Genomic DNA, 20,561 nt, shown 5'->3' with positions numbered 1-20,561 from the left:
CCTCTTAGAGCAGCTTCTGGGCGGCCAGGAAGTCAACCAGCTTGATGCCGGCGTCGCCTTCGTCGGTGATGATAGTGCCAGCCGTGCGCGGCGGGCGTTCCTCAGCCGACGTCACCGTGGTCCAGGATCCGGCGTGGCCCACCTGGGAGGGATCGACTCCCACGTCGGCCAGCGAGAGCGTGGTGATGCTCTTGCGCTTGGCCGCAATGATGCCCTTGAAGTTGGGGTAGCGGGGCTCGTTGATCTGGTCCGTCACGGATACCACTGCCGGCAGCGCGGCCTCAACCGTTTCCGAGTGGGTGCCTGCGTCACGGCGTGCCGTGATGCGTCCTCCGTCGACATCCAGTGAGGACGCGAACGTCACCTGCGGAAGACCCAGGCGTTCTGCGAGCTGGGCCGGCACGAGGGACGTTTCACCGTCGGTGGAGGCCATGCCGGTCAGGACAAGGTCCACGGGGCTGTCGCCGCCGAGGTGCCGGACCGCCGCCGCGAGGGCGAGCGACGTGGCGGCCGCGTCCGAGCCGGCCAAGGCGTCATCCGTGAGGTGCACGCCCTCCGTCGCGCCGATCTGCAGCGACTTCTTGATGGCGTTGGCTGCACCGGCCGGCCCCATGCTGAGCGCGATGACCTTGTTGCCGGCCTTGCTGCCGCCACGGGCCTCGATCAGCTGCAGCGCGGCCTCCAGGGCGTATTCATCCAGTTCGGACAGAATGCTCTCGTCGCGGTCCGTCGTGTGGCCCTCGCCGCTGAGGTGCCGGTCGAACTGGGCGTCCGGCACATGCTTGACCAGGACGATGATCTTCAATGTCTCTTCCACTGTATTTACAGCAGCCTTCCATGCTTGTGGATAGCCAGCCGGGTGAGGTCATGGCCGCGGAACGCCCGGGGTATGGGTAGCTCCTAGCTAACCATATAGGGGCGGGCTGGTGCCGTCCCGTGTTAACCCCTGTGTCAGATCCGGCCCGCTGTGCAGACGAAGGCGCCGGGGCACTTCGACACAACCGGGGACGCCGACGGCGGGCCGCACCTCCCATGGTGGGGCCCGCCGTCGGCGGTACTGCTTTTTGACTGCCTACTGTTCTGCTGCGGCGCCGAGCGTCACGTCTAGCTGCTGCTCGCGGCCGTTCCGCTGAATGGTGACCTTCACCGAAGCACCGGCCGGCTGCTCCCGCACGGCGGCGGTCAACTGGTTCGGGTCGCTGATGGCGAGGTCGTTGAAGCGTGTAACGACGTCGCCCACCCTGATGCCTGCCTTGGCTGCCGCGGAACCCTGTTCCACCGTGGCGACGTCTGCGCCGACCGAGAATCCGGAGGAGGAAGTCGAGGCCGTCTTTTCCCTGACGCTGACGCCAAGCTGGCCGTGAGTCGCCTTGCCCTTATCGATGATCTCCTGGGCCACCCGCTTGGCGTGGTTGATCGGGATGCTGAAGCCCACACCGATGTTGCCCGTTCCGGTCGCCGCGGAGCTGCCGCCGGCCGAGGCGATGGCAACGTTGACACCAATCACCTCACCCTTGCTGTTCACCAGCGCACCGCCGGAGTTGCCCGGGTTGATGGCTGCGTCAGTCTGGATCACGTTGATGGCGATCGAGCCTTTGCCCGCGGAGCTTTGGCCTTGGCCCTGGCCCGGAGGTGCGAACTCGAAGCCCTGGTCGCCGCCCTGGGAACTGTCCTGGCCGCCCTTGGGCGCGGCCGACGACGCGACGCTGATGGTCCGGTTGAGGGTGGAGACGATGCCGTCCGTCACCGTCCCGGTGAGACCCAGCGGTGAGCCGATGGCCACTGCCGTGTCGCCGACATTCAGTTTGCCTGAATCACCGAGCGTGGCGGGAGTCAGCCCGGAGGGGTTATCCACCTTGATGACGGCAAGGTCGGAAAGAGGGTCGGTTCCAACGATTTTGGCGGAAAGCACCCGGCCGTCGTTGGTGCGGATTTCAATGGCCGCACTTGCCGTTGCGCCGTCCAGGGTCACCACGTGTGTGTTGGTGAGAATGTGGCCCTGGTCGTCGAGGATGATGCCGGAGCCCGTGCCGCCTTCGCTGCCGCTCGTGGCTTTGATAGTGACAACGCTCGGTGATGCTTTGACGGCCGCGGCCGTGATGGCGTTGACGTCCTCCTGGTTGTTGACGATTACCGTTCCGGGCTGGCTGCCTGTGCTCGCCGCCGGCGCGGTTCCGGGGTCGAAGAGGTTGCCGGCTCCCACCGTTGCCACCCCGCCGCCAACGAGTCCGGCGGCAAGGATGCTGGCCACAAGGGTGCCCACGCCAAAGGTTGCCTTGCGCTTGGGGGCATTGGCCGGGTTGCCCTGAACGGCAGAGTGCGCACCGTGCTGGCCATACACCGGCTGATGCGGCTGACCGGGTCCGCCGGTGTGCTGGGGCGAATTCTCGTGCGCGGACGCGAACTGCTGAGTCGCAGGCCCGGACTGGTGCCCATAGAACGGGGCGTGCTGGGGATAGACGGGCCGCGGTCCGTTGAAGGACTCCGGCGGCGGATTGCCCTGGGCGTCCCCCCTATCCTCGGGACGGTCCAGCCTCATGGTGGGGTTCTCCCGGGCGCGCCAGGCACCGTCATCGGCGAGTCGTTCAGTGTCGTTGCCCGACCGCTCAGTGTGGCCGTTCGGCTGCTCAGGGGCTCGGTCCTGATAGCTCCCCAGCGGCTCAACATTCCCCGGCTGGCCGTCCCCCTGCTGGAGACCCTCCGGGGTGGCGGGCCGAACCGTAGGATCAGCGGGCCGCCCTGCAGGATCTCGATTCTCAGGCGCTGCCCCCGGTAGTGGGTTCTCAGTCATTGGACTTCCTTTCATCCTCGTCTGCCATTAACTATGGACGATGGGACTGAAACTAAAGCGAACGTTTGCTGGGAGGTTCCTGAACGTGCCCGCCGGCACCGGACGAGACCCGTCCACCTAGGATAAGAGCGCTTTTCGCTGGTGGCATATTCCCGGCCGTGGACTGCCCCCTTGGTGCACCATAGAATCAAGAAGAATTGCCACAGCGACCTGCGGCTTTACACCCGGCGTGGGGGCGCTGCTGCATTCTGAGACGGCTGTTTCATCCTGAATCAGTCGCAGGCGTGCTGAAGGGTTGCCATGCGGTCAATGTTGAAACGTGTTCTCGCCGTGATCGGCCTGACTGGAATGCTGGCGCTTCCTGCCGCAGCGGCTTGGGCTGAAGATCCGGTATCCATCCCGTCCGGCCAGAACATCGTGGATGATGCGAATGTCCTCGGCAGCCGAAAGGGCGAGGTCCAGGACGCCGTCCAGAAGCTGCTGAAGGACCACAAATACAACCTCTACGTGGTCACCGTGAAGTCCTTCGAGAATCCGGCCGACCCCAAAGCGTGGGGGCAGGCGGTCGCCACCGAGAAGGGCATGGGCAGGGCAGACGTTCTGCTCGCTATCTCGACAGCGGGCCAGTACTACTTCGCCCCGAACTCGGCAAGTGCCATCGCGTCCAAGACGTCGAACATCACGCAGAACGCCATCGTTGCAAACCTCGCCGGAGGCAAGAGGGACTACGCACAGGCCGCCATTGATACTGCGTCAGCCGTTGGCGATGCGGCTGGCGGCGGGAGCGGCACTGTTTCCTCCGGCGGCGCCGGTGCTGCGGTTCTCGTTGGCGCCGGTGTTGTGGCCGCCGGCGGTGCAGGAACCTATCTCTACCTCCGGAACCGGCGGAAGAAGGCCCAGGCGTCCAGCGCCAGCTATGGACCGCAGGGCGCCGAGCTTGATCCGCTCGCTTCGCTGAGTGTCGAGGAGCTGCGCCGCAAGAGCGGCTCGCTGCTCATTGAGGCCGACGACGCCATCAAGTCCAGCGAGCAGGAACTTGGGTTTGCGCAGGCCCAATACGGCGACGCCGCCGTCGGGAATTTCACCAAGGCGCTTGAGGAAGCGAAGGCCCACATGTCCGAGTCGTTCAAGCTGCAGCAGCAGCTGGACGACCATATCCCGGACACAGAAGAGCAGCAACGCAGCTGGCTGGGCGAGATCGTCCGCCGCTCCGAAGCCGCCCTCGCTTCCCTGCAGGAACAGAAAGCGGACTTCGACTCGCTCCGCGAACTCGAAAAGAACGCGCCCCAGGCGCTTGCCGCCGTGAATTCCGGGGCGGTCGAGGCCGACGCGAAAATCGCCAAGGCGGAACAGACGCTGGCGGACCTGCGCGGCAAGTACGCCGACAGCGCGCTTGTCCAGGTATCGGACAACATCGCGCAGGCCAAGGAGCGCCTCGCGTTCGTGCAGAATGCCGGCGCGACTGCCCGCGAAAAGCTGGCGGCCGGTGAAGGAAGCCTTGCCGCCGTGGCCGTCCGCGCCGCAGAGGAGAGCCTGCACCAGACCAACGTCCTCCTGGACGCCATCTCCAAGGTTGCCGGCAGCCTGGACGAGGCCCGGAACGGGCTCGAAGCCGCCGTCGTGGATACCGCCCAGGACCTGGCTCAGGCGAAGGCCATCATCCAGTCCGGCGCCCATCCCGAGCTTGCCGGGCCGGTGGCCGCGGTTGAAGCGGCCCTCGGCCAGGTGAAGGGCGAAATCCAGGCCGGCAAGATCGATCCGATCGCCACGCTCGAGCGTGTGGAATCAGCCCACCAGTCCCTTGACCGTTCCCTCAGCGGCATCCGTGACCAGCAGGAGCAGGCCCGCCGGGCGCAGGCTTCACTGCAGCAGACCATCATGTCCGCGCAGGCACAGATCAGCGCCACCTCGGATTACATCACCGCGAGGCGTGGCGGCGTCGGCACTGAAGCGCGGACCCGCCTGGCCGAGGCGCAGCGCAACCTGGACTATGCGCTGTCTATCTCCCGGAACGACCCTGTCACGGCGCTGACCTACGCCCAGCAGGCCCACGCGCTGGCCGCCCAGGCCGCCCAGTTGGCCCAGTCCGACGTCGACAGCTTCGGCGGTTACGCGAACCAGGGCTATGGCCGTGGCGGCATGTTCGGCGGCGGCGGCGGAGGCGGCGGCCTTGGCGGTGCCATCCTCGGCGGCATCCTCATCAACTCCATCCTCAACGGGGGCAGTGGGGGCGGCTGGGGCGGCGGCCATGGTGACGGCGGCGGCTGGGGTGGGGACTCCGGCGGCGGCGACTTCGGCGGCGGGGACTTTGGCGGCGGCGACTTCGGCGGCGGTGATTCCGGCAGTTTCTAGCCGGCAAGACTAGCGCTGGCGCGACAATGCAGCCGGCGGGTAGAAGCGGTACATCAACTGTTCACTGGATTCAGTGGGAAACACTGAGCAGGACGAAAGGTAACACCATGAAGCAGTCCATTTTCGGCCGCATGGCGCAGCTGGCAAAAGCAAACATCAATTCGCTGCTGGACCAGGCCGAGGATCCGCAGAAGATGCTGGACCAGATGGTCCGCGATTACACCAACAACATCGCCGAGGCCGAAGCCGCGGTTGCCCAGACCATCGGAAACCTGCGCATGCTCCAGGACGACTACAACGAGGACATCAAAAACGCGCACGACTGGGGAAACAAGGCACTGGCCGCGTCTCGCAAAGCCGACGACTACCGCAGCGGCGGCAACGCGGCCGACGCCCAGAAATTCGACAACCTGGCAAAGGTCGCCCTGCAGCGCCAGATGTCCTCGGAAAACGAGGCCCGGGCCGCTGAGCCCAATATCGCATCACAGTCCGAGGTGGTGGACAGGCTCAAGACCGGTCTGGACCAGATGAAGGGGAAGCTGAACCAGCTCACCAGCAAGCGCAACGAGCTTGTGGCCCGTTCCAAGACCGCCGCCGCGCAGTCCCAGGTCCATGACGCGCTCAAGAGCATCGACTTCATGGATCCCACCAGTGAAGTCGGCCGGTTCGAAGAGAAGATCCGCCGTGAAGAAGCAAAGGTGCGTGGCCAGCAGGAACTCGCGGCCTCCAGCCTGGACGCCCAGTTCAACCAGCTCGAGGATCTCGGCGAGCAGACGGAGATTGACGCACGGCTGGCAGCGCTGAAGTCAGGCAACGCCAAGCCGGCAATCGGGGCGTCGGGATCGGCCGCTACCGGCTCGACCGTCGACGAGGCTGACTTCGACAAGCTGTAAAGATGCCGGCCCTGGGCGCATAACCCCGGGCGCTCTTATCGCCAGCCTGGCAAGGCCGGGGTCCGCTGGACCCCGGCCTTGTTCGTTTCCGCGGCGTGTAGCGTGGAGCCATGGCTTCAACGATTGTCTGGCTGCGCGATGACCTTCGTCTCGACGATAACCCTGCCCTCGCCGTGGCGGCATCGTCGCCGGAAAAGATGACCGTGGTCTACGTCCTGGACGAGGCCTCCCCCGGCATCCGCCCGCTCGGCGGTGCGGCCAGATGGTGGCTCCACCATTCATTGAGCGCCCTTTCGGCGGAGCTTGAGTCGAAAGGGTCGCGGCTGCTGCTCCGGCGCGGTGCCGCCGCACCGGCAATCCGGGAACTGGCCAACGAGACCGCGGCGGGCACCATCTTGTGGAACCGGCGCTACGGGCTTCCAGAGCGCACGCTGGACGCGGGCCTCAAGGAATGGGCCACCGGCGAGGGCATCGAGGCCACCAGCTTCCAGGCGAACCTCCTCTTCGAACCGTGGACTGTCCGGACGGGCTCGGGCGGACCGTACAAGGTGTTCACTCCGTTCTGGCGTTCCTGCCTGGCCGGCGCCGAGCCCCGGTTGCCAGTTGACGCCCCACAGCGCCTCCCGGAGCCGGCAGCCGGCCCGTCCGGTGCCCCGCCGGCCGGCGACAGCCTCGATTCCTGGGGGCTGCTCCCCCACCGGCCGGATTGGAGCGGCGGGCTCGCGGACACGTGGGCTCCCGGCGAACAGGGGGCCAGCCAACGGCTTGAGGATTTCCTGGACGGGCCCGTGGAGGAATACGGCACCGGCCGGGACGTTCCCGGCGTGGAAGGCACCAGCCGGCTCTCCCCGCATCTTCGCTTCGGCGAAATCAGCCCGTTCCGAATCTGGCATGCGCTCCGCGAACGATTCCCCCGGAACGCTCCTGCCGACGTCGGCATCTTTCGAAGCGAGCTTGGCTGGCGTGAATTCTGCTGGCAGCTCCTGTACGAAAACCCGGGGCTGGCCACCGAAAATTACCGTCGCGAGTTTGACCGTTTCCCCTGGCAGACGCCGTCGGACGCCGAACTCGAGGCGTGGCAACAAGGGCGCACGGGGTATCCGCTCGTGGATGCCGGGATGCGGCAGCTCTGGCAGACGGGATGGATGCACAATCGGGTGCGCATGGCAGCGGCATCGTTCCTGGTGAAGAATCTGCTGGCCGACTGGCGCCTGGGCGAGGCATGGTTCTGGGACACCCTTGTGGACGCCGACGCCGCGAGCAATCCCGCCAACTGGCAGTGGGTGGCCGGCTCCGGAGCGGACGCCTCGCCGTACTTCCGGATTTTCAATCCGGTGACGCAAAGCAAGAAATTCGACGCCGGGGGGCGGTACCTCCGGGGCTATATCCCGGAGCTCTCGGGCCTGGACGATAAAAGGATCCACGAACCGTGGAAGGACCCCGAAGCGGCGTCCGGCTATCCCGAGCCCCTCGTCGGGCTGCAGGAGTCCCGCGAACGTGCGCTGGACACCTACCAGCGGCTCAAAGCGCTGTGAGCCGCTGGGGCAGCCGCCGCTTCAGCGGCTGCTGACCTTGCCCATGAGGGAGGCGATGGGCCGCAGGAAGAGCGGTCGCGCCAGGAACCATGCTGCCACCATCACGGCGACTGAGGCTGCGAAGATGCCGAACCCGACCCAGCTGACGTCGTCGCTGCCGCCATACATGTGGTTGAGGTTCCGGAGCGCGCCGGTGGCCAGGACCAGGAACACGTGCACCACGATGAAGGCCACAAAGTAGATCATCACCGGGAAATGGATCGCACGGGCGACCTCAATCGGATACGCCTTGTTGAGGGCGGTGGCCTTTTTCGGCCAGGCGGATGACGTCCTCAACCCGGAAATGAAGGCCAAGGGTGCGGCGATGAAGACAGTCACGAAGTAGGTCAGGAGCTGCAGGGCGTTGTAGTTGACCCAGCCGTTCTCAGTGGGCCAGCTCAGTGATGCGTACTGCAACGCGGCCGAGAGCGCATTGGGGAACACATCCCAGCTGGTGGGCACGATCCGCATCCATTGCCCGGTGGCGAACAGCAAAACAGCGAATACGAGCCCGTTCAGGATCCACAGGGCATCAAGCGTGAGGTGGAACCAGAGTTCAAGGCTGATTTTGGTGGGGGCGTTCCTGGTTCGGATGATCCCCTTGTTGTTCCGTGTCCAGTAGCCGCTGGGGCGCGTCGTGGTCCGGACCTGCCACCCCGTCCGGATGATGAGCAGGAGGAAGAAGGCGTTCAGGAAATGCTGCCATGCCAGCCAGGCCGGAAAGCCCACCGGCGCTCCGGCGGGGAGTTCAGAGTGTCCGGGGTAGTCCGCCATGAAGGACCGGACGCCCGACAAGCCCGTGACCCACTTCGCGAGCAGCACCACCAGCACTATGGCCACCAGCGCCGCAGGCACTGCCCAGTAGAGCCGGGACCGCTTGCCTTCGGACGTGCCGGACTTGTTCTTGGTTGTGGACATCGAACTACATTCCTCTCGAGAATGACTGACCAGTGCGGGGCCGTGTGCCGGCCTGGATTTCCGGGCCCTGCGAAAGAGAATACTAGGAACCGCTGGCCCTTGGGCAAAACGAACGGGCAAAGCAAGAGGCCCCGACCGGCCAATCGCCGGTCAGGGCCTCTCTTCTGGTTGCGGGGACAGGATTTGAACCTGTGACCTCTGGGTTATGAGCCCAGCGAGCTACCGAACTGCTCCACCCCGCGTCGCTTGATCAACACTACCCTACTTTTGGTGCCGCACTTTCCACCCCGCTCGTCGGGTGCAAACGAAACCTGTGGAGACAGCAAAAGGCCCGGACTACCTTGCGGTGATCCGGGCCTTTCCTCAGTTGCGGGGACAGGATTTGAACCTGTGACCTCTGGGTTATGAGCCCAGCGAGCTACCGAACTGCTCCACCCCGCGTCGCAAGAACAACTCTACCGTTCGGTGAACGGGAGGCCAAATCGAGGCGACGTGATCTGCGTCTCGGCGCGGCCTCATTGGTGGCAGCACAGCAAAAGGGCCGGCCCCGGCCTCCTTGCGGAAGCACGGGACCGGCCCTGTCACTGTCAGTGCGTCAGCTGCTCGGCGTAGGCGTCGGCGTGGCCGAGGGGGTGGTCGGCGTGCCGGCCGTTCCGGTGGCGCCGATCTTCGCCTCGGCGTCGAGCGCCTTCTTCAAGGCGGCCGCCAGCTTCTTCTGCTGTTCGCCGTAGGCTGCGAAGTCCCCCTTGGCCAAGGCGTCCTGGCCGGCCTTGATGGCTGCGTTCGCCTCGTCCAGGGCAGCCTTCAGTGCAGCCTTGGCATCCGTTCCGCCTGCCGGAGGAGGCGTGGTGCCGCCCGGCGGCGCGGGCGTCTGCCCGTTGTTGTCCTTGTCTCCGGCCGTCGCTCCGGAATTGCCGCCGAACAACTGGTTCAGGGCGGCATCCAAGGTGGGCGCGAAGCCGATCTTGTCGCCAAAGGCCACCAGCACCCGCTGCAGCGTCGGGTAGGAAGTCTCACCCGTGGACTTGAGATACACGGGCTGGATGTACAGCATGCCGCCGCCCGCAGGCAGCGTCAGCAGGTTGCCGTTCAGCACGTCAGAGGCACCCTGCCGCAGCAGGTTTAGTGCCTGCGACACCGTGGGATCAGAGTTGAACTTGTTCTGTGCCTGGCCCGGGCCCGGAACCTGGGCCTCCGGCGGAACCTGCAGGAGCCTCAGCTCACCGTAGGAACCAGCCTTGACACCCTTCTTGTTCCCCGCGTCCGAATCCGCGGCGAGGAAGCCGTAGAGGACGTTGCGGGCATTCCCGTCCACCACCTGCGGAATGTAGCCCGACGTCAACTGGAAGGCCGGTTTCTTCTGGTCGGGCATCTGCAGGGACATGTAGAACGGCGGCTGCTTGACCGCATCCGAAACCGTAGGATCGTTCGGAACGCTCCAGGCGTCGTCGTTCTTGTAGAAGCTGACCGGGTCCGTCACGTGATAGCGCCCCAGCAGCTCCCGCTGGACCTTGAACAAGTCCTCCGGGTAGCGCACGTGGCTCATGACCTGCGCCGACATCTCCGAGTAGGGCTTAAGGGACGTCGGGAAGACCTTCTGCCAGGCCTTGAGAAGGGGGTCCTGGTCGTCCCAGGCGTACAGGGTGACCGAACCGTCATACGCATCCACGGTGGCCTTGACCGAGTTGCGGATGTAATTCACGGAGCTGTTGGGCAGAGCCACGTTGCGGCCGGTCGTCGTCTGCGAATCCGTGGTGGCGTCCGAGAGCTGCTCCTGCTGCGAGTACGGGTAATACTGGCTGGTGGTGTAGCCGTCAACAATCCACTTGACCCGGCCGTCAACGACGGCGGGATAGGCGTTGCCGTCCACGGTCAGGTAAGGCGCCACCTTCTGTACCCGTTCGCGGGGATTGCGTTCGTAAAGGATCTGCGACGCATCGTTCACGCCGTCCGACAGCAGCAGATCTGAGGACTGGAACTTGATCGAGTAGAGCACGCGGTTGAGGAAGCTGCCGACGTTCGGGCCGCCGCTGCCGGTGAACGTGTACTGGGTCTCGCCGCCGTCCTTGGAGGCAGGACGGTCCTGCTCGCGGTGCGCCGCGCCCTGCGGCGCTCCGACAATTGAATACTCCGGCGAATCCTCGCCAAAGTAGATCCGCGGCTCGTAAGTCTTGTCAGTACCGAGCACGCCGGTCGAGGGGATGCCGGACTGCAGGAACTCCGGTTTGCCGTCAGCCGTGAATTTGTTGCCTTTCGCGGCAACCACGCCGTAACCGTGGGTGTACACCACGTGCCTGTTCAGCCAGGACTGCTGATCGGCGCTGAGCCCATCCGGGTTGAGTTCGCGAACAGCAATGACGGTGTCCTGCATCTTCCCGTTGACCTCGTACCGGTCCACGTTCAACGCTTTGGGGAACTGGTAGTACGGGCGGAACTGCTCAAGCTGGGAGAAGGCGTCGGATATCAGGTTCGGGTCCAGAAGCCGGATGTTAGCAGTGGTCTGCGCGTCCGGCGCCAACGCTCCTGCGGTGGTGGTTGTTGTGGCGTTGTAGCGTTCAACCTTGACCTGGTCGAGTCCATAGGCGGCACGCGTCATGCCGATATTGCGTTCGATGTATTTCTTTTCCAGGGTCTGCTCCGACGGCCGGACCTGGAACTGCTGGATGACCCAGGGGTAGACGCCGCCGGCGAGGATGGACGTGATCACCAGCATGGCCGTGCCGATGAGGGGCAGCCGCCACTTGCCGATGACTGCCGCAACAATGTACAGGATCGCTACCAGGATCGCGGCAACGGCCAGGATCGCCTTCGTTGGAATGACGGCACTGACGTCCGTATACAGCGCACCGGCCCACCTGCCGCCGCTGTTCTGCACCGCAGCGAAGCGGTCCAGCCAGAAGTTGATGCCGAGGAGGATCAGGAATGAGGCGCCCGTCACGGCGAGGTGGATCTGTGCAGCGCGGCTCGTGAAAATACCGCGTTCCAGAATCCGGATGCTGCCGTACAGGTAGTGCGTGAGGATGCCCGCGATGCCGGCAACGACGGCCACACTGATGAGGAACCCCACGACGAAGCCCAGGAACGGCAGCGTCATGAGGTAGAAGCCGATGTCGAGTCCGAACTCGGGGTCATTCTGGCCGAACGGTTCCTGGTTGAAGAACAGCAGGACTTTCTGCCATTGGCTGGAGGCCGCGCTGCCGGCGAAGAGCCCGAACAGCACCGGAAGGCCGATCATGACCACCCGGCGCACGGGTTCGAGCTGGGCCTGGTACCGGTTCAGGTTGTCCCTGATCTCGGAGTCGGGGGCGTACACAGGACGCGCGTGGTAGGCGATCCGGATGGCGTAGAACACGCCGGCGAACATGATGGCGAAGCCAGCCGCAAAGATGCTGATCCGCGCCAGGTTTTCCGTCAGGAACACTTCAAAGAACCCCAGCTGCTGGTACCAGAGGACGTCCGTCCAGACATTGGCGAAGAAGATGAATCCGACGACAACCAGTGCTACGACAATGAGCGTCGGCGTCAAGGCACCGCGCCTTGGCTGGAGTCTTCCGGGCGGGGTGGGGCTGGCAGGACGGGACAAACTCTGTACCTCATAGCTTTGTCAGTTGCTGATGATATTTGAAGTTTTCATGGGACAACATGCATCGCGCACTGCGCGCTGGGCGCCATGCACGTGTCAGCTTGCGCGGCCCGCCACACACCCTGGCGACGGCTGTCATTAGTGCCACGAGTGGCGCCGGGCCTTAGTTCCTCCATTTAGTCTAGTTGTTTGCGCAGGTGGGAAGGCCCGATGTGTCCGCGCCTCTTGCCGTCAACTCCACCGCCCGCTTCGCCTCGTCCAGGTTCTCGACCTTGACCACCTGCAGACCGTCCGGAATGTGCCCTGTGACCTCGGCGCAGTTTGCGGCCGGGGCGAGGAACATGGTGGCGCCGTCGGCCCGGGCGCCGTGCATCTTGACAGCGATTCCTCCAATGGGACCCACTGCGCCGTCCGGGCTGATGGTGCCGGTGCCGGCAATGTGTTTCCCGCCCGTGAGATCACCGGGAGTCACGGTGTCGATGATCCCCAGCGCAAACATCATGCCGGCGCTTGGTCCACCGACCTTGTCCAGTGAAATCTTTACGTCGAACGGGAACATGAAGCGGTATTTGAGCAGCACGCCGAGGATGAACCTGCCGGAATCGCTTCGGGTGGGGGTTATTGTTTCCGAGACGGGCTTTCCCGAGCGGTCCACGACGACAGTGGCCGGCCGGCCCTTTCCGGCAGCCAGTTCCTCCTGGACGACAACCAGCGATGTAATGGGTTTGCCGTTGATCGAGGTAAAGACATCCCCGGATTTCAGTTTTCCCTGGGAGGCGGAACCCTCTGAAAGCTCGGCGACCTCAAGTTTCTGCCCGAAGGGTATGTTGAGTTCCTTCAGTGCCGAAGCCACCGCGTTTTCCTGCGACGTGGTCATGGCCACGGCGCTCTCCTGCTGTGACTGCTCCTTCGTCACGCCCGTCGGAAATATCAGTTCCTGCGGATAAACGGCCTTTGAACCATCGAGCCACGCAGAGAACGCCTCAAAAACACTGACCGGCCCGTTGGGACCGCCGTCGACATAGACGGTGGTGAGATTGAGGTTTCCCTTCGCCGGATAGGTCTCCCGCCCGGTGACGCTGATGACAGGCTTACCGTTGTCCTTGCCCAGCGTGTTAAACGTGGGTCCGGGCGACTCCACTACGTACGGGACCGGCAGGACGGCGGCCGTAACGCCGAGGCCGAGGGCGAGAAGCCCCGACAGCATCATGGCGGACACCCGGGGATCGCGCGCCCTGGAATGGCGGGAGCCGCGGGCGCCCGCCGGTTCGCCACCGGCAGCGGGAGCAGCGGACTCCTCTGAGGGCTGATCGCCCTTGGTTATCGTCACTGAAGAACCTCTCCGCACCGCCGTCGTCCAACGCGGCACTGTGGCTGCACCAAGCGAACGGCCGGGTGCAGCCTGCAAACATTCCGACTCCTAACACTACGCGTCCGGGCGCGGCGAAAGCTCTTTGCCTACAGCGAACGGACGCCCTTTCGGCAGACAGCCGCTCTCGCACAGGGGTAGCGTGAAGTTGATCAATAGTCACACCGACGATCGGCGGGATCATGACCTCCAACCCACTCAATCCGTCCAACGGCGACGAAAATCCTAAGGATCCGCTGGCGGAAATGCTGCAGAACCTCATGGGCGGCAAGGGCATGGGCGACATCGACCCCGCCGAACTGGCAAAGGCTGCGGGGCTTCCCGATGACCCCAATCTCCTGGCGCAGATGTTTTCGCAGGTTCAGGCCATGATGAGCGCGCCCTCAGAGGGCCCGGTCAACTGGAAACTCGCCCACGACAACGCACGGCGGGTGGCCGCCAGCAGCTCCGATCCGTCCGTCTCCTCGTCACAGTCCCGCGAGGTGGACGAAGCGTTGCGGCTGGCTGAGCTGTGGCTGGACCAGGTCACTGACCTGCCGGCCACGGGCCTCATCGGCCGGGCGTGGTCCCGGGCCGAATGGGTCGAGGAAACGCTGGGAACGTGGAAGCGTCTTACCGAACCAGTGGCCAACAGCATCGCCAACGCCCTGTCCACCGCCATGACGGAGCAGATGCCGGAGGAAATGAAGTCCATGATGGGCGGCGCCTCCTCCATGCTGCAGAACATGGGCGGCGCCATTTTCGGCATGCAGCTGGGCCAGGCCATCGGCGCGCTCTCCGCGGACGTGGTCAGTTCCACTGACATCGGCGTGCCGCTGGCCGATCTGGAAATGGCACTTCTCCCGAGCAATGTTGCGAAGTTCGGCGAGGGGCTCAGCCTGCCGGAAAACGACATCCGGCTGTTCCTCGCCGTCCGCGAAGCCGCCCACGCACGGCTGTTCGTCCAGGTCCCCTGGCTGCGGGGGCACCTGCTGGGCGCCATCGAGGCGTACGCCCGCGGAATCCACATCGACACCTCCCGGATTGAAGAACTGGCCCGCGACCTCGACCCCAGCAACCCGGAAGGAATCCAGGAGGCCCTGTCCCAGGGCGTCTTCATGCCACAGCGGACGCCCGCGCAGGAGCAGGCACTGCAGAAACTGGAAACCGCCTTGGCGCTCGTTGAGGGCTGGGTTGACGAACTCACCTCGGCGGCAACGGAAAAAGTCCTCCCGTCCGCCGCCGCACTCCGCGAGACGGTGCGGCGTCGGCGCGCAACGGGCGGTCCTGCCGAACACGCCTTCGCCTCGCTCGTGGGTCTCGAGTTGCGTCCGCGCCGTCTCCGTGAGGCGGCAACGCTGTGGGCCTCACTCAAGCAGGAACGCGGGATCGAGGGCCGTGACGCCATCTGGAAGCATCCCGATTTGCTCCCCACCGCCGAGGATCTGGACGACCCCAAGGGCTTCAGTGAACGCCGCCAGCTGGCCGAAGCCAGCGACAGCGAAGTGGATGACGCCCTGATGAAACTCCTGAACGGCGGTTTCGACACTCCTGAGGCCGGGACCGAGGAAGACGGCGGTCCGGCCGGAGACAGCGGCACGGCCGAAGACGCCGCAAAGAAGGACGATGGCAGCAAGAAGGACGACGGTTCCGAGGGAACGGACACCCGCGGCTAGGACACGCCGCAGCTAAGGGCCGACGGCGGCGGGGAACCCCGCCGTGTCGGCCTGCCCCTGCGGGTCAGGCCCGTCAGCTGGCAGGCCGCGCGAAGTGGCAAACGAAACGCCTTCCAGGAACGCCTTGGCCCGCGCTGTTTCGGGGTACGCCTCCAGCAGCTTCCAGAACGCGGCGTTGTGCCCTGCAACCAGCAGGTGTGCCAGCTCGTGGAGCAGCACGTAGTCGATCACCCACTGCGGCATGGGGCGGAGCTTGTCCGAAAGCCGGATGGACCCGTCAGCGGGCGTGGCCGAACCCCAACGCGAGTTCTGGTTGCTGACCCAGCGGACCGACGTCGGAACGGCCCCGCCGCCAAGATAGCGTGCCGAAAGCTCCGCAGCATGGCTGGCAAGGGCAGAGTCGGTCGCGGGGCGCCGCCCGCCTTTGGACTGCCGGTCCCCCTGGACTTTCAGCTTGTCCAGCATCCGCCGGACCCACTCGGCTTCCTGTGCCCGGCTGAAATGCGCGGGGATGGCGACGACGGCTGTACCGTTCTCCCAAAACGCGGCCACGGTGCGGCGCCGGCGGGCGGATCGGCGCACGACGACGGGTGAGCCATCGTGCGTCGTCAGCTGCGTCCCCGCCATCAGAGGACGCTGCTTTCCACCAGGACCGCCAACACAGCTTCGCCGTACCGTTCGAGTTTTGAGGGGCCGATTCCGGCCAAGAGCGCCAGCTCCTCAAGGGACGAAGGCCGCGCCTCAGCGATGGCGGTGAGCGTCGCGTCGGTAAACACGACGAACGCCGGCACGTCCGCGGACAGGGCAACTTCCTTCCGCCATTCCCGGAGGGCGTTGAAGGTCTGTTCCTCGTAACTTGGCGGACACTGGTCGCAGCGGCCCACCTTCCGTTCCGCGCCGCTGGACAGCATGCTGCCGCAGACGCGGCAGGAAGCCGGAACAGCAGCCTTGCGGCGCGGCGCCGGACCTTTGCCCCGTGCGGAGGAGCTCATCACGGAATCCGGCCGGAGTCCGTCCAGGAAGCGGGATGGCTTGCGGTTGGCCCGGCCTCCGGGCGTGCGGGCGGTGGACCACGACAGCGCCAGATGCTCCCTCGCACGCGTGATGCCCACGTACAGCAGCCGGCGTTCCTCGTCCACCGCCTCCGGTGTATCGGCGAAGGAAATGGGCATGAGGCCTTCACTGAGCCCGACGAGGAACACGGCGTCCCACTCGAGGCCCTTCGCAGCGTGCAGCGAAGCCAGTGTGACGCCCTGAACGGTGGGTGCGTGCTGGGCAAGCGACCGTTCCTGCAGCTCGTTCACGAAATCCGAGAGGGTAAACTGCGGCCCGCGGCTCAGCACCAGCTCATCCGCCAGCGCCACGAGGGCGGCCAGTGACTCCCAGCGTTCGCGCAGCGCGCCACCGCTGTGCGGGGCGGAATCCGTGTAGCCAAGCGAGGCCACGATGTCCCGGACCAGCTGCCCGAGCGGCTGCGGAGCCGACTCCGCCGCCGCGCGAGTTGCCGCCCGAAGCTGCAGAATGGCGTCACGGACTTCCTTGCGCGCGAAGAAACGCTCACCGCCGCGCAGCTGATAGCCGATACCGGCCGAGGCCAGGGCCTGTTCGTAAGCCTCGGACTGCCCGTTGGTGCGGAACAGGACCGCGATCTCACTCGCCGGGACGCCTGCGTCCATCAGTCCACGGATCTTGAGCGCCGCTGTGGCGGCCTCGGCTTCATCGTCCGAGCACTCCGTGAACTCCGGCACCGGGCCTGCGGAGCGCTGGGCGACCAGCTTCAGCGGCGATGCCCAGGCGGCGTCGGCCACCGGACCCCCGCTGCGTCTTGCGGCAAGCAGGTCATTGGCCAGCTTGACCACCTGGGGCGTGGAACGGTAATCGCGGATCAGCTTCACCACGTTGGCGTTCGGGTACATGGCCTTAAACCCAAGCAGGTGCTTGGGCGAGGCCCCGGTGAAGGAGTAGATGGTCTGGCTCGCATCACCCACCACGCAGAGTTCATCGCGGCCACCCAGCCACAGTTCCAGGAGCCGCTGCTGCAGCGGCGAAACGTCCTGGTACTCGTCCACCACGAAATGCCGGTACTGTTCGCGGACAGTGGCCGCCACCTTCGGGTCCTCCTGCAGGATGCCCACGGTGATCAGCAGGACGTCCTCGAAGTCGATCACGTTCCGGTCTGTTTTGACGTCCTCATAGGACTGGAACACCCGGGCCACGGCCGTGAGGTCGAAGCCGCCGGGGTTTCCCCGGTCCTGTGCGTTCTCAAGATAGTTGGCCGGGGTGAGCATGGAGACCTTCGCCCACTCGATCTCGGAGGCCAGGTCCCGGATGGAGGCGCGGTCCGTGCTCAGCCGGAGCCGGCGGGCGGCCTCGGCGATCATCTGCGCCTTGTGGTCAAGCAGGTTCGGCAGCGTTCCGCCCACGGCCTGCGGCCAGAAGAACTGGAGCTGGCGCAGCGCCGCTGCATGGAAGGTCCGGGCCTGGACATTGCCCACTCCCAGGTCGCGCAGCCTGCTGCGCATTTCCGCCGCAGCCCGGGCGGTAAAGGTCACGGCCAGCAGCCGCTGCGGACTGTAGACCCCGGAGTGCACGCCGTACGCAATCCGGTGCGTGATGGCGCGCGTCTTCCCGGTGCCCGCTCCTGCGAGGACGCACAGCGGCCCGGCGAGGGTGCTCGCGACCTCACGTTGCTCGGCGTCGAGGCCGCCAAGGATGCGGTCCTCAAGGGAGGCATTGCCGTCAGGAATTTCTGTAGTCACTTCTGCTGCTCAGTCGAAAGGATGGATGGTGTGCTCGCTCCGGTCATATGCGCCGGCGCGAAAGGCAGGCGATATGCCTTTGCCGCGTTCCCGCAGCGTCATTCGTCCGCGGGCCGGTCCTGGATAACGCCGCCATACCAGTGTTCAATGAGGGACCTGGCGATGGACAATCTGCTGGAGATGACGATCTCGCCGCTGAGCACAGCCTCCTGGAGTTCCTCCCGGCTGAACCAGCGCGCCCGGGTGACCTCCACGCCGTCGGGCATTGCCTCGGTGTCATCCGTGGCAGCGGTGAACCCGAGCATCAGGGAGGCGGGGAAGGGCCAGGACTGCGAACCCAGATACTGGCACGCCTTGACCCGCACGCCCACTTCTTCGTGGATTTCGCGGTCCACGGCCTGCTCAAGGGACTCCCCCGGTTCTACAAAACCGGCCAGCGTGGAGTAGTTCTTGGCATCAAGGGGGCCGCCGCCGCCCAGGAGCAGGCGGCCGTCCGGGCCCACCACTGTGACGATGATGGCGGGATCAGTACGGGGATAGTGTTCGGAGTTGTCAGCCGGGCATCGCCGTACCCAGCCGCCGGTCTCCACTGTTGTCGGCGTGCCACAGCGGGGGCAATGGGTATGGGAGGCATGCCAGTTGGCAATGGCGCTGGCCTCTACGAATAGGGCCGTATGGGTGGGGTCCAGCCGGGCAGCGACGTCACGGAAGCCTTCCCAGGTGGCATCCGAGGGGAGTCCGGCGGCTCCCGGCTCCATCTGCTCGGGCAGGATGAAAAGGAGGATCTCCGTCCCAGCCGGTAGACCGGGGGAACCGAGTGCAGCGCCCAGGTAGACAATGAGCGAGGGCCCGGACTCGGCGTTGTGGATCCTGTCCCGCAGCTGGCCGGCGTCTGCCAGGACCAGGGCATCGCCGTGGATCAAGGCCTGCCTGCCGGAGAGGACCATGGCCCTGGCGCGTCCTGCTGCCAGGAGTCCGTCCACGAAGTTTGGTTTCATCCGCTCCGCGGAGCCGCGGTTCACCAAGGCGGGACGCACGGGAAGAACGGTATCGAAGAGATGGTTTGCCGGTACCTCACCCGCTGGCAGGTGATTTTCGGGCGCTCGGCCCGCCGGCTTAATGACCGGCGCAGCGGCCTCCGCATGACTCATGTATCCACCGTACTGACTCGGGGTGACAATTCACATTTCACCGGGTTGCCGCCGCTTCTCCGCGGGCGGCGCAACGGTGTTATTTCGGCTGGATCTCAAGACTCGCCGCGACACATCGTTGTCTTGGACGCGAGTCAATCTACCGTGGAAGCGTGAGAAGAGAACCGATCGAATTGGCAGCTGTGGCAACCGCTGCAGTCCCCGGACTGAGCCCGACTGCAGTGAGTTCCGCCCCGGACGATCCGGCGGACTTCGACTCGGCCCTTCTCCTTGATTCCGAGGGCAAGCGCTGGCGGGTCAGATCGCCGCGGCATGCAGAGGCCAGCACACGGCTGGAGACGGAGTTCCTGGTGCTGCGCGCCTTCGCGCCGGCCATCCGGGCGGAGCTCCCGTTCCTTATGCCAACGGTGGCCGGAACCGTCCGGCAGCAGAATCTGACCACCTTTGTCTATTCCCACCTAAGTGGCTCGACTCGCACTGTTGAAGAACTGACCGCCGGCTCCCGGAGGCTGGCGAAGGAGATCGGCACGGCTCTGGCCGCCATCCACGACCTTCCCCGCGCCTTGGTGAACAACGCGGATCTGCCCAGCTATACACCCAACGAATTCAGGCAGCGCCGGCTCAACGAACTCGACATGGCGGCCACCACGGGCAAGATCCCGCCATTGCTGCTCCGCCGCTGGGAACACGCCATGGAGGACGTCTCGCTCTGGCGCTTCAATCCCTGCGTGGTCCACGGCGACCTTCACGAAGATAATCTGCTGGTCGAAGAGGACAGGGTGACGGCCGTCACCGGCTGGACCGATCTGCGGATCGGCGATCCTGCAGACGACCTGGCATGGCTGGTGGCCTCCAACGAGCAGGATTTTGTCGATGCTGTGGTGCGCCACTACTCCGAACACCGACGTGACGCTCCGGACAACCACCTGCTGCGCCGGGCCGCGCTGTCCGCGGAATTCGCGCTGGCCCAGTATCTCGTCAAGGGGATCGCCGCCAACGACCCCGTGATGATCTCCGAAGCGGAAAGCATGCTCAGCACTCTGGCCGACGATATCGCCGAGTACGGCGGGCAGCCCATCAGTGTGGAGCCCCTGCCGCAGCCGGCAACACCGCCCGCGCCGGCAACTTCACCGGCGGACTCAGACGGGCCGACAGCGGGCCCGCCGAACCATGCGGCGGGGCCAGGACCGGTTTCGCCTGAACTGATTCCGGCGCCGGCGGCCACCGACGTCTCCGAGCAGATGCCCGCCGTGCATGTCACGCCTATCCCTGCTGATGCCGTGCATGTCACGCCTATCCCTGCTGAGGACGGCCCCGCGAGCACGGACGCCCCGGACACCCGGCCCAGCCCAGTCCCGCAGGACGGGCTGGGCGACCAGGACAGCGCAGACACTCAGGACGGCCCGTCGGGGCCACGGCCACCACTCACCGCTGATGACACGTCCACTACGGCCCTCACCATCGTCGAGGCCAAGGCCCCCTGAGCAAGCAGCCCAGCGCGGCCGGCTTCCGGGAT

The 20,561-nt window shown here is 65.5% G+C and carries 13 protein-coding genes and 2 tRNA genes; 5 read left to right on the top strand and 10 right to left on the bottom strand.

Features of this window, described 5'->3' with window-relative positions; genetic code table 11:
- Positions 1-4: 4 nt before the first annotated feature.
- Together AC1DDG_RS00795 and AC1DDG_RS00790 are read right to left on the bottom strand one after the other, a co-directional pair.
- Positions 5-805, bottom strand: coding sequence for an electron transfer flavoprotein subunit beta/FixA family protein (locus tag AC1DDG_RS00795; protein ID WP_230117057.1), 801 nt, complete (start codon positions 803-805; stop codon positions 5-7).
- Positions 806-1,072: 267 nt separating this feature from the next.
- Positions 1,073-2,791, bottom strand: a complete 1,719-nt coding sequence (locus AC1DDG_RS00790) for a trypsin-like peptidase domain-containing protein (RefSeq protein WP_230117036.1) — start codon at positions 2,789-2,791, stop codon at positions 1,073-1,075.
- Positions 2,792-3,091: 300 nt separating this feature from the next.
- Here AC1DDG_RS00790 and AC1DDG_RS00785 point away from each other — a divergent pair, with 300 nt between their 5' ends.
- The 3 genes from AC1DDG_RS00785 (at position 3,092) to AC1DDG_RS00775 (ending at position 7,571) form a co-directional block, all read left to right on the top strand.
- Entirely contained in the window at positions 3,092-5,143 is a 2,052-nt protein-coding gene (locus AC1DDG_RS00785; RefSeq protein ID WP_476874593.1) for a TPM domain-containing protein, read from the top strand.
- A 107-nt stretch (positions 5,144-5,250) separates the two neighbouring features.
- Positions 5,251-6,036, top strand: a complete 786-nt coding sequence (locus tag AC1DDG_RS00780) for a PspA/IM30 family protein (protein WP_230119108.1) — start codon at positions 5,251-5,253, stop codon at positions 6,034-6,036.
- A 110-nt stretch (positions 6,037-6,146) separates the two neighbouring features.
- Complete coding sequence (locus AC1DDG_RS00775; RefSeq protein WP_230119107.1) at positions 6,147-7,571, top strand: cryptochrome/photolyase family protein; 1,425 nt, start codon at positions 6,147-6,149, stop codon at positions 7,569-7,571.
- A gap of 21 nt (positions 7,572-7,592) precedes the next feature.
- On the opposite strand, the gene AC1DDG_RS00770 is transcribed toward AC1DDG_RS00775, so the two are convergent.
- The 5 genes from AC1DDG_RS00770 to AC1DDG_RS00750 form a co-directional block, all read right to left on the bottom strand.
- Entirely contained in the window at positions 7,593-8,528 is a 936-nt protein-coding gene (locus AC1DDG_RS00770) for a cytochrome b/b6 domain-containing protein (RefSeq protein ID WP_476874592.1), read from the bottom strand.
- Positions 8,529-8,693: 165 nt separating this feature from the next.
- Positions 8,694-8,770: transfer RNA gene (locus AC1DDG_RS00765), tRNA-Met, on the bottom strand.
- Between the two features lie 125 nt (positions 8,771-8,895).
- Positions 8,896-8,969, bottom strand: a tRNA-Met gene (locus AC1DDG_RS00760).
- 154 nt (positions 8,970-9,123) lie between these two features.
- Positions 9,124-12,111: a UPF0182 family membrane protein gene (locus AC1DDG_RS00755; RefSeq protein WP_476874591.1), complete on the bottom strand. Its 2,988-nt coding sequence runs from the start codon at positions 12,109-12,111 to the stop codon at positions 9,124-9,126.
- A gap of 181 nt (positions 12,112-12,292) precedes the next feature.
- Positions 12,293-13,441, bottom strand: coding sequence for a YlbL family protein (locus AC1DDG_RS00750; RefSeq protein WP_230119104.1), 1,149 nt, complete (start codon positions 13,439-13,441; stop codon positions 12,293-12,295).
- 221 nt (positions 13,442-13,662) lie between these two features.
- Here AC1DDG_RS00750 and AC1DDG_RS00745 point away from each other — a divergent pair, with 221 nt between their 5' ends.
- Positions 13,663-15,135 carry a zinc-dependent metalloprotease gene (locus tag AC1DDG_RS00745; RefSeq protein ID WP_476874590.1) on the top strand — a complete coding sequence of 491 codons (1,473 nt, stop codon included), beginning with the start codon at positions 13,663-13,665 and terminating at the stop codon, positions 15,133-15,135.
- Positions 15,136-15,147: 12 nt separating this feature from the next.
- On the opposite strand, the gene AC1DDG_RS00740 is transcribed toward AC1DDG_RS00745, so the two are convergent.
- The 3 genes from AC1DDG_RS00740 to nudC form a co-directional block, all read right to left on the bottom strand.
- Positions 15,148-15,762: a M48 metallopeptidase family protein gene (locus AC1DDG_RS00740; protein WP_476874589.1), complete on the bottom strand. Its 615-nt coding sequence runs from the start codon at positions 15,760-15,762 to the stop codon at positions 15,148-15,150.
- On the bottom strand, positions 15,762-17,894 hold the full coding sequence (locus tag AC1DDG_RS00735) for an ATP-dependent DNA helicase UvrD2 (protein WP_476874588.1): 2,133 nt from the start codon (positions 17,892-17,894) through the stop codon (positions 15,762-15,764). Before AC1DDG_RS00735 ends, AC1DDG_RS00740 begins: the two co-directional genes overlap by 1 nt.
- Positions 17,895-17,992: 98 nt before the next feature.
- A complete protein-coding gene (gene nudC, locus AC1DDG_RS00730; protein WP_230119100.1) occupies positions 17,993-19,045 on the bottom strand; it encodes an NAD(+) diphosphatase in 1,053 nt (350 codons plus the stop codon).
- Between the two features lie 152 nt (positions 19,046-19,197).
- Here nudC and AC1DDG_RS00725 point away from each other — a divergent pair, with 152 nt between their 5' ends.
- The gene (locus tag AC1DDG_RS00725) at positions 19,198-20,529 is read left to right on the top strand and encodes a macrolide 2'-phosphotransferase (RefSeq protein ID WP_476874587.1); all 1,332 of its coding nucleotides are present in this window, start codon (positions 19,198-19,200) and stop codon (positions 20,527-20,529) included.
- The last annotated feature ends 32 nt before the right edge of the window (positions 20,530-20,561 follow it).

The sequence above is a fragment of the Arthrobacter sp. 10L430 genome (assembly GCF_056395245.1).
Note: the sequence above shows the minus strand (reverse complement) of the source record. Positions and strands in the feature narration are given on the sequence as shown.

Bases quoted from the DNA above. Each gene is read 5' to 3' on its own strand.
- AC1DDG_RS00790 (WP_230117036.1), bottom strand. From the start codon at position 2,791: ATGACTGAGAACCCACTACCGGGGGCAGCGCCTGAGAATCGAGATCCT.
- AC1DDG_RS00785 (WP_476874593.1), top strand. From the start codon at position 3,092: ATGCGGTCAATGTTGAAACGTGTTCTCGCCGTGATCGGCCTGACTGGA.
- AC1DDG_RS00780 (WP_230119108.1), top strand. From the start codon at position 5,251: ATGAAGCAGTCCATTTTCGGCCGCATGGCGCAGCTGGCAAAAGCAAAC.
- AC1DDG_RS00775 (WP_230119107.1), top strand. From the start codon at position 6,147: ATGGCTTCAACGATTGTCTGGCTGCGCGATGACCTTCGTCTCGACGAT.
- AC1DDG_RS00770 (WP_476874592.1), bottom strand. From the start codon at position 8,528: ATGTCCACAACCAAGAACAAGTCCGGCACGTCCGAAGGCAAGCGGTCC.
- AC1DDG_RS00745 (WP_476874590.1), top strand. From the start codon at position 13,663: ATGACCTCCAACCCACTCAATCCGTCCAACGGCGACGAAAATCCTAAG.
- AC1DDG_RS00740 (WP_476874589.1), bottom strand. From the start codon at position 15,762: ATGGCGGGGACGCAGCTGACGACGCACGATGGCTCACCCGTCGTCGTG.
- nudC (WP_230119100.1), bottom strand. From the start codon at position 19,045: ATGAGTCATGCGGAGGCCGCTGCGCCGGTCATTAAGCCGGCGGGCCGA.